This window comes from Frateuria sp. GZRe14 (assembly GCF_051900395.1).
In the GTDB taxonomy this organism is placed as follows: domain Bacteria; phylum Pseudomonadota; class Gammaproteobacteria; order Xanthomonadales; family Rhodanobacteraceae; genus Frateuria_A; species Frateuria_A edaphi.
Genome location: NZ_JBHZGJ010000001.1, coordinates 357,118 through 370,238, shown reverse-complemented (window position 1 = coordinate 370,238; position 13,121 = coordinate 357,118). Strand labels below are relative to the sequence as shown.

The 13,121-nt window shown below is 68.1% G+C and carries 11 protein-coding genes; 3 read left to right on the top strand and 8 right to left on the bottom strand.

Translation table 11 applies throughout. From position 1 onward, the window contains the following. Positions 1-30: 30 nt before the first annotated feature. The 5 genes from ung to ACFWZ1_RS01685 all read right to left on the bottom strand — a co-directional run bounded on the left by ung (position 31) and on the right by ACFWZ1_RS01685 (position 5,192). A complete protein-coding gene (ung, locus tag ACFWZ1_RS01705; protein ID WP_439665223.1) occupies positions 31-747 on the bottom strand; it encodes a uracil-DNA glycosylase in 717 nt (238 codons plus the stop codon). Beyond that, positions 744-1,580, bottom strand: coding sequence for a response regulator (locus ACFWZ1_RS01700; protein WP_439665222.1), 837 nt, complete (start codon positions 1,578-1,580; stop codon positions 744-746). Before ACFWZ1_RS01700 ends, ung begins: the two co-directional genes overlap by 4 nt. A 105-nt stretch (positions 1,581-1,685) precedes the next feature. Continuing rightward, positions 1,686-2,657, bottom strand: coding sequence for a permease-like cell division protein FtsX (ftsX, locus tag ACFWZ1_RS01695; protein WP_439665221.1), 972 nt, complete (start codon positions 2,655-2,657; stop codon positions 1,686-1,688). After that, positions 2,654-3,331, bottom strand: a complete 678-nt coding sequence (gene ftsE / locus ACFWZ1_RS01690) for a cell division ATP-binding protein FtsE (protein ID WP_439665220.1) — start codon at positions 3,329-3,331, stop codon at positions 2,654-2,656. Before ftsE ends, ftsX begins: the two co-directional genes overlap by 4 nt. Before the next feature lie 151 nt (positions 3,332-3,482). After that, positions 3,483-5,192, bottom strand: coding sequence for a DEAD/DEAH box helicase (locus ACFWZ1_RS01685; RefSeq protein ID WP_439665219.1), 1,710 nt, complete (start codon positions 5,190-5,192; stop codon positions 3,483-3,485). Between the two features lie 420 nt (positions 5,193-5,612). Here ACFWZ1_RS01685 and trxA point away from each other — a divergent pair, with 420 nt between their 5' ends. From trxA to ACFWZ1_RS01670, 3 genes are all read left to right on the top strand, one after another. Further along, positions 5,613-5,939 (top strand): thioredoxin TrxA, encoded by a 327-nt coding sequence (gene trxA, locus ACFWZ1_RS01680; RefSeq protein WP_231323066.1) that lies wholly within the window; start codon positions 5,613-5,615, stop codon positions 5,937-5,939. Positions 5,940-6,099: 160 nt separating this feature from the next. Further along, complete coding sequence (gene rho / locus ACFWZ1_RS01675; RefSeq protein WP_439665218.1) at positions 6,100-7,881, top strand: transcription termination factor Rho; 1,782 nt, start codon at positions 6,100-6,102, stop codon at positions 7,879-7,881. Positions 7,882-8,146: 265 nt separating this feature from the next. Then, entirely contained in the window at positions 8,147-9,514 is a 1,368-nt protein-coding gene (locus ACFWZ1_RS01670; protein ID WP_439665217.1) for a glutamate--cysteine ligase, read from the top strand. Between the two features lie 76 nt (positions 9,515-9,590). Here ACFWZ1_RS01670 and dcp read toward each other — a convergent pair whose 3' ends face one another. The 3 genes from dcp to bioD form a co-directional block, all read right to left on the bottom strand. Beyond that, positions 9,591-11,780: a peptidyl-dipeptidase Dcp gene (gene dcp, locus ACFWZ1_RS01665; RefSeq protein ID WP_439665216.1), complete on the bottom strand. Its 2,190-nt coding sequence runs from the start codon at positions 11,778-11,780 to the stop codon at positions 9,591-9,593. A 117-nt stretch (positions 11,781-11,897) separates the two neighbouring features. Then, a complete protein-coding gene (locus ACFWZ1_RS01660; RefSeq protein WP_439665215.1) occupies positions 11,898-12,248 on the bottom strand; it encodes a hypothetical protein in 351 nt (116 codons plus the stop codon). Positions 12,249-12,410: 162 nt separating this feature from the next. Next, the gene (gene bioD, locus ACFWZ1_RS01655) at positions 12,411-13,118 is read right to left on the bottom strand and encodes a dethiobiotin synthase (protein WP_439665214.1); all 708 of its coding nucleotides are present in this window, start codon (positions 13,116-13,118) and stop codon (positions 12,411-12,413) included. Between the last annotated feature and the right edge of the window lie 3 nt (positions 13,119-13,121).

Below are 13,121 nucleotides of genomic sequence, written 5' to 3'. Positions count from 1 at the left end.
GATCGACACTTCCACGCCAGTCCTACAACGTCAAGCAGCGAGCCGTGAACGCGGCGGCAGCGACCAATCGACCGGAGCCTGGCCGCGGCTTTCCAGGTAACGGTTGGCCGCCGAGAAATGGCCGTTGCCGATGAAGCCACGATGGGCCGACAGCGGCGAGGGATGCACCGAGCTCAGCACCAGGTGGCGACTCGGGTCGACCAGTCGGCCCTTGCGCTGGGCATAGGCACCCCAGAGCATGAACACCAGCCCCTCGCGTTCGCGGTCGAGCGCCGCGATGGCGGCATCGGTGAAGCCTTCCCAGCCCTTGTTCTGGTGCGCGCCGGCGCGGCCCTGCTCGACCGTCATCACGCTGTTGAGCAGCAGCACGCCCTGGTCGGCCCACGGCGTAAGGCAGCCGTGGTCGGGGCGCGGGATGCCAAGGTCGCGCGCAATCTCGGCAAAGATGTTGTTGAGCGAAGGCGGCACCGGCACGCCGGGCCGCACCGAGAAACACAATCCATGTGCCTGGCCGGGGCCGTGGTAGGGATCCTGGCCCAGGATCACCACGCGCACTTTGTCGAAGGGCGTATGCGCGAAGGCGTTGAAGATCTCCGGCCCGGGCGGATAGAGCACCTTGCCGGCTCGCTTTTCGGTGCGCAGGAAATCCGCCAGCGCGCGCATGTCCGGTCGTTTCAGGTAATCGCCCAGGCGCGCCTTCCAGGAAGGCTCCAGGCGGACGCGTTCGGCTTCTTCGGTGTCGCTCACGCGCCTTGGGTTCGCTGGCGCAGGTGCCGGGCCACCCGCAACTGGAACAACAGCTTGGTGACCAGCAGCTTTTCCTCGACCGGCTTCTCGACCAGGTCGTTGGCGCCAGCCTTGAGCAACGCGGCCTGGTTGGCCGGGTTTTCGTCGCCGGTCATGACCAGCACCGGCAGCGCGCCCTTGCCGTAGCCGAACAGGCTGCGGATGCGTTCGAGCAGGTCGCCGCCGGTGAGCTCGCCCTTCAGGCTGACGTCGGTGAGCACCACGTCGGCGCCGATCCGGCCTTGCGCGCGATCGGTCTCCAGCATGGCCAGGGCGTCCTCCACGCTGACCACGTGGCGCACGGTCAGGCCGATCTTCTCGAGCATGCGGCGGGTGGCCAGCGCCACGACGCGGCTGTCCTCCACGTACAGCACGGTGCCCTCGGCGGTCGCTTCCGGCCGCACGTAGCCGCGGATGAAATCGGCCAGAGCCTGGAAGCCCAGCGACTTGTCGAAATAATCGGTGACGTCGCCCAGCTCGCGCTTGTGCAGGCGCGCGTCGACATCGCCGGAAACCACCACGATCGGCACATAGGCCTGGGCCGATTCGCGCACGTGGCGCGCCAGTTCCAGGCCATCCATGTCGGGCAGGCGCAATGCGATGGTGATGAAGTCGAACGGGCCCCGCTCGATCAGTTCGCGCGCGTCGGCGCCGCTACCGCAATCGACCAGTTCGGCTTCCGGCAATTCGGCCTTGAGCACGCGCGTGATCAGCTGGCGCACCACCTTGGAGCCGTCCACCACCAGCACCCGCGGAGCGGTGCCGGCGCTGCGGCTGCCAACGTCTGCATTCATGCCCCACCCATCCACATCCGAACCCCGTGTACGCCCCGCGCGCACCCGGGGCTATCTTGCACCATCACGCCTCGCACGGGTTGCGAAGGCGGTCACTAAGGGAACCTAGGCGGCCTTGCGCAACTGCCGCGCGCTGACCAGCCGTGCGCCGATCCAGCCCAGCACGGCAGACGCCAGCGGTACGGCCAGCAGCAGCCACCACGGCAGCGCGCCAAGGCTGAGGCTGCCCCCGTAGGCGCGGTCCAGTTCCGCCGCCGGGCCAGCCAGCGCCAGTTCGATCGCCAGCGCCAGCAACGAGGCCAGCACGCCGCCGAACAGGCCATACCAGATACCCGCGTACAGATACGGCCGGCGCACGAAGGCGCGGCTGGCGCCCAGCAGCATCTGCACGCCGATCTCCTCGCGCCGGCCGGCGATGTCGGTGCGGACGGTGTTGCCGACCACCAGCAGCGCGGCCAGCGCGAGCAAGGCGGCCAGCACGAGCACCACGCGATGGCCGACGTCCAGCAGCGCATCGAGCCGCTGCCGCCACTGGCCGCTGTCCTGCACCAGGTCGACCGCGCGTTCACCGCGCAGCGCTTCGACCAGCGCGCCCACCGCGGCCGCGTCGAGCCCGGCCTTGGGCTGCACCACCAGCACCCACGGCAGCGGATTGGCCTCGTCGAGCGCGTGCACGGCGCCGGAAAAACCCTGCAGGGTGGCCAGTTCGTCCAGGCCCTGCTGCGGCGACTTGACGGTCACTGCCGTCACGTCGGGGCGGCCGCGCAGTTCACCGGCCAGCAGATTGGCCTGCGCACCGGCCTGGTCGGTCTTCAGGAACACGCTGATCGCCGGGTTCTGGCCCAGCGCGCCGCCCATCGATTGCACGTTGGCCAGCAGCAGGTAGAACGCGAGCGGCAGTGCCAGCGCCAGGCCCAGCACGGCTACGGTCATCAGCGTGCCGAGCGGGCGGCCACCGAGCCGGCGCAGGCTCGCCGCCGCGCTCCAGCCGTGGTGCTCGCGCCAGCCGGCGAAACGGCGGGACTGGCTGCGTTCGCTGCGCGGCGCGGCCTTTTCCGTAGCGGCAGGGGCGTTCACAGCACCTCCTCGCCCGGGATGTCGGCCACCAGCCGGCCGTGGTCGAGCACCACCACGCGCTTGTGCATGCGCTTGATCAGCGGAAGGTCGTGGCTGGCGATCAGCACGGTGGTGCCGATGTCCTGGAATTCGGCGAACAGGCCCATGATCTCCACCGCCAGTTGGGGGTCGAGGTTGCCGGTCGGTTCGTCGGCGATCAGCACCGCCGGGCGCGCCACGATGGCGCGGGCGATGCCTACGCGCTGCTGTTCGCCGGTGGAGAGCGAGTCGGGCAGCTGCCGCTCGTAGGAAAGCAGGCCGACCTTTTCCAGTGCGGCGCGCACGCGGCGGGTGCGTTCGGCGGGCGCGATGCCGCCGATGAGCAGCGGCAGCTCCACGTTGGCGAACACCGTGCGGTCCATCAGCAGGCGATGGTCCTGGAACACCATGCCCAGCCGGCGCCGCAACTTCGGGATGCCACCGCGACCGACCTTGGCCAGGGCCTGGCCGTCGACCACGATCTGCCCGTGAGAGGGCCGCTCGATCAGCGCGATCAGCTTGAGCAGCGTGCTCTTGCCGGCGCCGGAATGGCCGGTGACGAAGGCCATCTCGCCGGCCGCCACCTCGAAGGACAGTTGCGAGAGCGCCTCATGGCCGCCCTCGTAGCGCTTGCTCACCTGGTCGAAGCGGATCACCGCGTGTGGTTCCTTGTCCCGCACCAGGGGCAAAGGATACGGGATGCGCGGGCCGGAAAGGCGGCCCACGAAATGCCCGGGTCCATCGTGGACGATGCCTTTGAAAGCATCGCCCACAAGGGGCCCTGCAGACCCGGCAGGTTCGGTGCGCTCAGCGCCCGGTGAATAGGCGCGTCAGGCGGCGGAAGAAGCTCGGCTTCTTGGAGGCCGCATCGCCCACGCCCGACTGCACCGTCACCTGGCGCGACGGCCGTGACGGGCCCGCGCCACGCTCGCGCGGCGGTTTGCGCTCGCCGTGCGGCGCGCGATTCTCCGCCGCAGCCTGCGGCTGGGTCGCAGCATTCTCGCCGCCCTCGCGGCGGCGGCCGCGTCCACCGCGGCGACGCCGACGCTTGCGCGCGCCCTCCCCATCCACGGCGGGCGCGACGTCCGGTGCCACCGGATCCGCTGCCACCACGCCCGGTTGCGGCTCGGTCGCGAGGGCGACCTCACCTTCGGCGCGCGGCGGACGCGGCGCGCGCGGCGGACGGCCGTCGCGCGAACCACGCTCGCCACCGCGACCACCCTGGCGCGAGCGACCGCCGGACGACTTGCGTTCATCGCCGCGCGGCTCGACCTTGTCGCCGAATTGCGCGCTGTCGGCGGCTGCGTCGGCGGCGAATTGCGGGTCGATCTCACGCGGCCTGGGCATCACCAGCATGTCCGGCTCGACCGTCGCCACCGGAATCTTCTGCCCGATGTAGGTCTCGATATCCGGCAGGCTCATCGCGTACAGGTCGCAGGCGAAGCTGACCGCGTCGCCCTCGGCACCCAGGCGCGCGGTGCGGCCGATGCGGTGCACGTAGTCCTCGGCGTCCTGGGGCAGGTCGTAGTTGAAAACGTGGCTGACCGCCGGGATGTGCAGGCCGCGCGCAGCGACGTCGGTGCACACCAGCATGTCGAGCTGGCCTTCCTGGAAGCGTTGCAGCAGTTTCTGGCGCTTGAGCTGCGGCACGTCCCCGGACAGCGCGCCGACGCGGTAGCCCTGGCGCTTGACCCGCTCGGTGATGCGTTCGGCGGCGGCCTTGGTGTTGACGAAGACGATGCTGCGGCTGGGCTTCTCGCGCTCCAGCAGGTTGAGCAGCAGCGGCATCTTCTCTTCCTTGGCCGGGAAGTAGACGACCTGGCGCACCTTGTCGGCGGTGACGTTGTCGGTCTCCACCACGAGCTTCTCCGCCTCGTGCATGTGCTCATAGGCCAGTTCAAGCACGCGGTGGCTCAAGGTGGCCGAGTACAGGAGCACCTGGCGCTGCTCGCGCGCCGGCAGGCGGCGGAAGATGAAGCGCACGTCCTTGATGAAGCCGAGGTCGAACATGCGATCGGCCTCGTCGATCACCATCACCTCGACGCCGTTGAAGCCGAACACCTGCTGCTTGTAGTAGTCGAGCAGGCGGCCGGGCGTGGCGATGATGATGTCGCAGCCGTCCTTGAGCTGCTGGCGCTGCTTGTCGTAGTCGACGCCGCCGTAGATCAGCGCGGTCTTGAGGCCCGTGTGGCGGCCGATGCTGCGCGCGTCCTTGTCGATCTGGATCGCGAGCTCGCGGGTCGGCGCGATGATCAGCGCGCGCGGATCGGAATCCTTGCGCTCGGCCACGGCCGGACGGGTCAGCAGGCGGTTCATCAGCGCGACCAGGAAGGCGCAGGTCTTGCCGGTGCCGGTCTGGGCCTGGCCGGCGACGTCGCGGCCGGTCAGCGCGAGCGGCAGGGTCAGCGCCTGGATCGGCGTGCAGCGAGTGAACCCGGCCTCGGCGAGGCCCTGCTGCAGCAGCGGGTGAAGGTCGAAATTGGCGAAAAAGGTGTCGGTCAGTACGGTTTCGGACATGGGTCACTGAGTGGGATGCGGGCGGCGCGAGGCTGGCCCGGCTCCGCCGCCGTGCGGCGCGGAGCGGTTGAAGTTGCGGGGCGGGGCGACCTCGCGTGCATCCTGCCGGTCGCCTCTGTGGGGCCGGTGTGGGCGTGCAACGTCGCTGATCTCCGCCAGTGGAGGGCTTATGACCGACGGCTCCGCTGGCATAGGCGAACGGGCTGGCTTCACAGCCCTCTCGCCTATGACAACGGAACCCTCCGTCGCCGCCCTTGAATCGCTTGAATCGCGACCCGAGTTACGCTGGAATGGAGGCCTGCCGCAATGGCAATCCCGCAGTCTTCCCGTTGGAACCCGCGCAACATGGGCGCCCCAGTGTAGCCGATGCCGGCCGCGCGGTCCTAAAACCCCTTTTTCCACGCAACCACGGAGATCCTGGTGAGCGACCTGATTACCCACGTCAACGACGATGCCTTCCAGAAGGACGTCCTGGAATCCGACACCCCGGTGCTGCTCGACTTCTGGGCCGAATGGTGCGGTCCATGCAAGGCCATCGCGCCGATGCTGGACGAGCTGGCCAGGCAGTACGAAGGCAAGCTGCGCGTCGTCAAGCTCAACATCGACGAGAACCAGAAGACCCCCCGCACCTATGGCGTGCGCGGCATCCCGACCCTGATGGTGTTCAAGCACGGAAAGGTCGAGGCGACCCAGATCGGCGCGGTCAGCAAGGGCCAGCTGTCGCAGATGATCGACAAGGCGCTCTGATCCGCCTTTCCCGCCGCGCGCGCTTTACGGCGCCGCGCGGCGGATGCTAGATTGGCTTTCACGGCCGAAAGGGGCGGTCCGCTTCGCCCCTCCCGCGCGCTCCGCGCGACGCCCGTCCTCCCTCCTGTTTCTTCCAACGGCGCCCCCACGAGGTTTGCCCGTGTCCGATATCGAAACCCAAGACCCTTCCGACGCCAAGCGCGCCGAACCCAAGAGCGCGGACGCGCCGCGCACCCGTGCGCCGCGCAAATCCGCCGCCGAGAAGGCCGCCGCTCCGGCGTCCAGTCCGGCGCCGGCCCAGGCTGCGGCCCCTGCCTCTGCCCCTGCCCCTGCCCCCGCTCCGGCACCTTCGCCCGCTCCGGCGCCCGCACCCGCCCAGGCCAGCCTGCCGATGGACGCTGGCGACAATGCCCAGCGCCCGCCGCAGGAAGCGCGCGAAGGCGGCCAGGGTGGCAACGGCCAGGCCGGCGGCAATGGCAGCAACGAGCGCCGCAACGACCGGAACGAGCGCGACGGCCGCGGTCGCCGCCGCCGCCATGAGCGCGGCCAGCGCCCCCAGGGTGCGCAAGGTGGCGGGCAGAGCGGGGGCCAGGGCGGCAACCAGGGCCAGCCCAACCGTCACAACCCGCGCGGCCTCCCCGAGGACGACGAGAACGCCGACATCGGCAGCAACGACCGGCTGATCAACCTCACCGAGCTCAAGCGCAAGAACGCGATCCAGCTGCTGGAATTCGCCGAGTCGCTGGGCATCCAGGAAGGCGTCGCGCGCGCGCGCAAGCAGGACGTCATCTTCAACATCCTCAAGGCCCACGCCCGCTCCGGCGGCGGCATCTGGGCCGAGGGCGTGCTGGAAATCCTGCAGGACGGCTTCGGTTTCCTGCGCTCGGCCGACGAGTCCTATCTCGCCGGGCCGGACGACATCTACGTCAGTCCGAGCCAGATCCGCCGCTTCAACCTGCGCACCGGCGACTACATCACCGGGCGCGTGCGCCATCCGAAGGAAGGCGAGCGTTACTTCGCGATGCTCAAGGTCGACGACATCAACGGCGATCCGCCGGAGGCGTCGAAGAACAAGATGCTGTTCGAGAACCTGACGCCGCTGTTCCCGCGCAAGGCGTTCCACCTCGAGCGCGGCAACGGCTCCAGCGAGGACATCACCGGCCGCATCCTCGACCTGATCGCACCGATCGGCAAGGGCCAGCGCGGCTTGATCGTCTCCCAGCCGAAGTCGGGCAAGACGATGATGCTGCAGAACATCGCCCAGGCGATCCAGTACAACCACCCCGAATCGCACCTGATCATCCTGCTGGTCGACGAGCGCCCGGAGGAAGTGACCGAGATCGCCCGCACCGTCCGCGCCGAAGTGATCAGCTCGACCTTCGACGAGCCGGCCGCGCGCCACGTGCAGGTCGCCGAGATGGTGATCGAGCGCGCCAAGCGCCTGGTCGAGCACAAGAAGGACGTGATCATCCTGCTCGACTCGATCACCCGCCTGGCCCGCGCCTACAACACCGTGGTGCCGAGCTCCGGCAAGGTACTCACCGGCGGTGTCGATGCCAACGCGCTGCAGCGCCCGAAGCGCTTCTTCGGCGCCGCGCGCAACGTCGAGGAAGGCGGCTCGCTGACCATCATCGCGACCGCGCTGATCGATACCGGCTCGAAGATGGACGAGGTGATCTACGAGGAGTTCAAGGGCACCGGCAACATGGAAGTGCACCTGTCCCGCCGCATCTCCGAGAAGCGCGTGTACCCGGCCATCGACATCAACCGCTCCGGCACCCGCCGCGAGGACCTGCTGATCGACCCGGACCTGCTCGCCAAGATCTGGATCCTGCGCAAGCTCCTGCATCCGATGGACGAGCTCGCGGCGATGGAGTTCATGCTCGACAAGATGAAGAACACCAAGACCAACGACGAGTTCTTCAATTCGATGAAGCGCTGAGAAAGCGCGTCATCCCAAAGGCCGGCCTCAGGGCCGGCTTTTTTTTGCAGGCGTGCGCGAACCATTGCCCGGGTACGCCGCTGCGACGATTTCGCCACGGCTAATTCCCGTGCGGCGAGGCGCGGGTTCTCCATGCAGAATCGAGCGGACGCTACCTTTCACGGCGGTTATCCAGAACCTGGACGTACACTATTTCGACGTCGACCCCTTTTGGGGGCCGGGCGCAAACCCCATAGTGGCCGCTCCTCCCCGCAAGGCATCGCCCGTGTCCATCCCCAGTGCCGTAAAGAGCACCCCGATCGAAAGCCGCCAGCAGCTGGCCGACTACCTCGCCGCTGGCGAGAAGCCCCGCGAGGACTGGCGGATCGGCACCGAGCACGAGAAGTTCGGCTTCCGCACGGACGACTTGATGCCGCCGACCTTCGAGGGCGAACGAGGCATCCGCGCGTTGCTGGAGGGACTGGCCTCGCGCTACGGCTGGGACATCGCCCGTGAGGGCGAAACGCCGGTGGCCCTCACGCGGGGCAAGGCCAACATCACGCTGGAACCCGCCGGGCAGTTGGAGCTTTCCGGCGCTCCGGTGGAGAACATCCACCAGACCTGTTGCGAGGTGAACGCGCACCTGGAGGAAGTCCGCTCGGTCGCTGACAGGCTGGGCCTGGGCTTCCTCGGGATGGGCTTCCAGCCCAAGTGGCGCCGCGACCAGATGCCCTGGATGCCCAAGGGTCGCTACAAGATCATGCGCGAGTACATGCCCAAGGTCGGCAGCCTGGGCCTGGACATGATGACGCGCACCTGCACGGTGCAGGTCAACCTGGATTTTTCCAGCGAAGCGGACATGGTCAAGAAGTTCCGCGCGAGCCTGGCGCTGCAGCCGATCGCCACCGCGCTGTTCGCCGATTCGCCGTTCACCGAGGGCAAGCCCAACGGCTTCCTCTCCTACCGCTCGCAGGTGTGGACCGACACCGATCCGAACCGCACTGGCATGCTCGACTTCGTGTTCGAGGAAGGCTTCGGCTACGAGCGCTACGTCGACTACATCCTCGGCGTGCCGATGTACTTCAGCTACCAGGACGGGCGCTACATCGACCTGGCCGGACAGGACTTCCGCCGCTTTCTCGATGGTCGCCTGGACGCGGTTCCGGGCACGCGCGCGACGATGAAGGATTGGGCCGACCACCTCACTACCGCATTCCCCGAAGTGCGCCTGAAGCAGTACCTGGAAATGCGCGGTGCCGACGGTGGTCCATGGAACCGCCTGTGCGCGCTGCCCGCGCTATGGGTTGGCCTGCTCTACGACGACGAGGCGCTGGACGCAGCCTGGGACTTGGTGAAGGACTTCACCATGGAAGAACGCCACGCCCTGCGCGACGGCGTGCCGAGGCAGGCACTGAAGCTGCCGTTCCGCGGCGGCAGCGTGCGGGACCTCGCCGCCGAAACGCTGAAGATCGCCACGCACGGACTCAAGCGCCGCGCGCGGAAGAACCGCAACGGCGCCGACGAGAGCATCTTCCTCGAACCGATGATCGAGATCGTCGAGGCGAACCAGACGCCGGCCGAGCGAAAGCTCGAGCTGTTCCATGGACCGTGGGGCGGCAGCGTGGACCCGGTGTTCCGCGAGTTCGCTTACTGAGACGAGCTCAACTCCCTCTCTCCGGTAGGAACAGGGAGCCGGAAACGGAAGGGCCGGCTTGCGCCGGCCCTTTTTCTTACTTCTCGTTGCCCTCGGGCGCATCCTTCAACCCGCGGTCGATCAGCATCGGTTCCACGCTGGGCTCCTTGCCGCGCCATGCCTTGTACATCTGGGCGAGGTCTTCGGTGTTGCCGCGCGAGAGCACCATCTTGCGGAAGCGATCGCCGTTGGCGCGGGTCATGCCGCCGTTTTCCTTGAACCACTCGAAGCCGTCGTCGGCGAGCATCTGCGTCCACAGGTAAGCGTAGTAACCGGCGGCGTAGCCATTGCCCCAGATGTGCTGGAAGTAGCTGGAGCGGTAGCGCGGCGGCACGTAGGACAGGTTGATCTTGTCCTTGGTCAGCACGTCCATCTCGAACTTGTCGGCGTCCTTCTTCGGTGCATCGGCCGGCAGGGTGTGCCAGCCCATGTCCAGCAACGCCGCGGCGACCAGCTCGGTCATGTCATAGCCGCTGTTGAAGTGGCGCGCCTGCTTGATCTTGTCGACCAGGGCCTGCGGCATCGGCTCGTGGGTCTTGTAGTTGATCGCGTAGTGCGCGAACACCTTCGGGTTGGTCGCCCAGTGCTCGTTGAACTGCGAGGGGAACTCGACGAAGTCGCGCGCGGTGTTGGCGCCGGACAGCGACGGGTACTTGGTATCGGCGAACATGCCGTGCAGCGCGTGGCCGAACTCGTGGAACATGGTGATCACGTCGTCGAAGGACAGCAACGCGGGCTGCCCCGGCGCCGGCTTGGTGAAGTTGGCGACGTTGTAGACCACCGGCTTGGTGCCCAGCAGCGTCGACTGCTCGACCAGGTTGCTCATCCAGGCGCCGCCGCCCTTGTTGTCGCGCTTGAAGTAGTCGCAATAGAACAGCGCCATCGATGTGCCGTCCTTGTCGAACACCTCGAACACGCGCACGTCCGGCTGCCACACCGGGATGTCGTGGCGCTCCTTGAAGGTCAGGCCGTAGAGCTGGTTGGCGGCGTAGAACACGCCGTTCTGCAGCACGTTGTCCAGTTCGAAGTACGGCTTGATCTGGTTCTCGTCCAGGTCGTACTTGGCCTTGCGCACCTGCTCGGCGTAGTGCTGCCAGTCCCACGCGGCGAGCTTGAAGCCGCCGTGCTGCTGGTCGATCACCTGCTGGATGTCGGCCGCTTCCTTGCCGGCGCGGGCGGTGGCCGCCGGCACCAGGTTCTGCATGAAGCCGATGGCGCGCTCGGGCGTCTTGGCCATCTGGTCTTCGAGCTTCCACGCGGCAAAGGTCGGATAGCCCAGCAGCTTGGCCTGCTCGGCGCGGATCTGCGCGATGCGCTCGATGGTGGCGCGGGTGTCGTTGTCGCCGCCGTGCTCGGCACGGTCCCAGGAAGCCTTGAACAGCGCTTCGCGGGTGGCGCGGTCGTCCAGGTCCTTCAGCGCCGGCTGTTGGGTGGTGTTCTGCAACGACAGCGTCCACTTGCCATCCAGCTTGCGGTCCTTGGCCGCCTGCGCGGCGGCGGCGAGGTCGCCCTCGGACAGGCCCTTCAGCTTGGCGGCGTCATCGACGGTGAGCGCGCCGGCCTTGGTGGCGGCCAGCAACTTGTTGGTGAACTGCGTGCTGAGGGTGGACTCTTCCTTGTTGAGCTCCTTCAGCCTGGCCTTGTCATCGGCCGAGAGTTTGGCGCCGTTGTGCACGAAGTCCTTGTAGGTGACCTCGACCAGGCGCAGCGACTCCGGATCCAGCTTCAGCGTGTCGCGCTGGTTGTAGATCGTCTCCACGCGCTGGAACAGCTTGTCGTTGAGGTAGATCGCGTCGCGGTGCGCGGCGAGCTTGGGGGCCTCCGTTTCCTGCACCTTCTGCAACGCGTCGGAGGTATTGGCGCCGGTGACCGTGTCGAAGGCCAGCATCGCGCGGTCGAGCAGCGCGCCGGACTTCTCCATCGCGACGAACGTGTTGTCGAAGGTCGCCGGCTCGGGGTTGTTGGCGATCTTCTCGATCTCGGCCAGGTGCTGGCGCATGCCCTCTTCGATCGCAGGCTGATAGTCGCCCTCGTGGATCTTGTCGAACGGCGGCGCCTGGAACGGCAGCGTGCTGGCGGCGAAGAACGGATTGGCCTGCGCCGTGCTCGCGCTGGCCGCCGGCGCGCTCGCGGTGGGCGCGGGCGTGGACGGGTTGTCGTTGGACGATTGCGAGCAGGCGGCCATGGCGATCGAGGTAGCGATCACGAGCAGGCGAAGACGAGGCATCGGTATTCCCCAGGGGTGGTGTCCGCGACGCGGAACGGGCGGGTCAAGCGTTCGACTCTAACCACACTGGGGCACGACTTCCAAGGGCCGGAAGTGCCTCGGGCCTCGCCTGCGGCCTCAGGCGGCGCGCATGTCGCGCAGCTGCCAGCTCGAACCGATCAGCCAGCCGAGCCGCGCGCGCACCACGCGCATCGGCAGGTCGGTGACCAGATCGATGTCCACATGCAGGTCGGCGACCTTGGCGCTGGCGGTGGCCTGCGGATCGGTCGCGGCCAGGCTCGTGTCGACCTCGTCCGGATCCGGCTGCGTGGCGCGCCAGCGCTCGAACAGCCCGGCGCCGCGCAGCGATTCCTGCAATGCGGCGGCAAGGTCGTCCGGACTGGAGCCCTGCCACGACAGCGCCGGATCGGCGCCGCGCGCGCGGCGGATGTCCTCGACGGAGAGATAGAAGTGATTGCGGTTGCTCATGCGCGCTCCTGCGTTTGGGCTGGGATGAATCGAAGCATGCGGGGCGTGAAGCGGTTGCCACGCGAAAACGGCCCCCTTGGTCGGAGCGCACTCCTGCACGACCGCCGTGCGGACAGCCGGACATGGCGGTCGCGCACAGATGCGCTCGTATACGAATGCTGGCTAATCCATGGCGCGCGGGTCGAGCAACGGCGCCAGGTCCAGCCGTTCGGCGGCCTGGACCGGATCGAGGCCATGCGGCAGCACGCCCAGGCAGGGCGCGGGCAACATCTCGCGTAGGGTTTCCAGGTTGTCCGCCACCGCCGCCATCGCCGGATCGATGCGGTTGCCGATCCAGCCGGCCAGGCGGCAGCCATCGGCCTGAATCGCCCGTGCGCTCAGCAACGCGTGGTTGAGGCAGCCCAGCCGCAACCCGACCACCAGCACTACCGGGAGGTCCCAGTCCCGCGGGATCGCGGAGGCAAGCAGGCTGGGGGCGAGCGGCACCATCCAGCCGCCCACGCCCTCGACCACCACCGCTTCGTGCGTGGCGCGCAGCCGGTCGAATGCGGCGCGCAGCGGCGCCATAGCCACCGTCACTTGTTCGAGCCGCGCGGCCAGGTGCGGCGAAAGCGGTTCGCGCAGCGCGATCGGATTGATCGATTCATAGGCGAGCGGCTCGCTGCCGGCCGCCTGCAGCGCCAGCGCATCCTCGTTGCGTCGCCCATCCGGCGTTTCCAGGCACCCGCTGGCGACCGGCTTCATGCCGCACGTGGCGAGCCTGCGCGCGCGCAACGCATGGATCAGCGTAGCGGCGGCGTGGGTCTTGCCGATGCCGGTGTCGGTGCCGGCGACGAACAGCGCGAGGCCCGCCTTCGGTTCGTTCTGCATTGC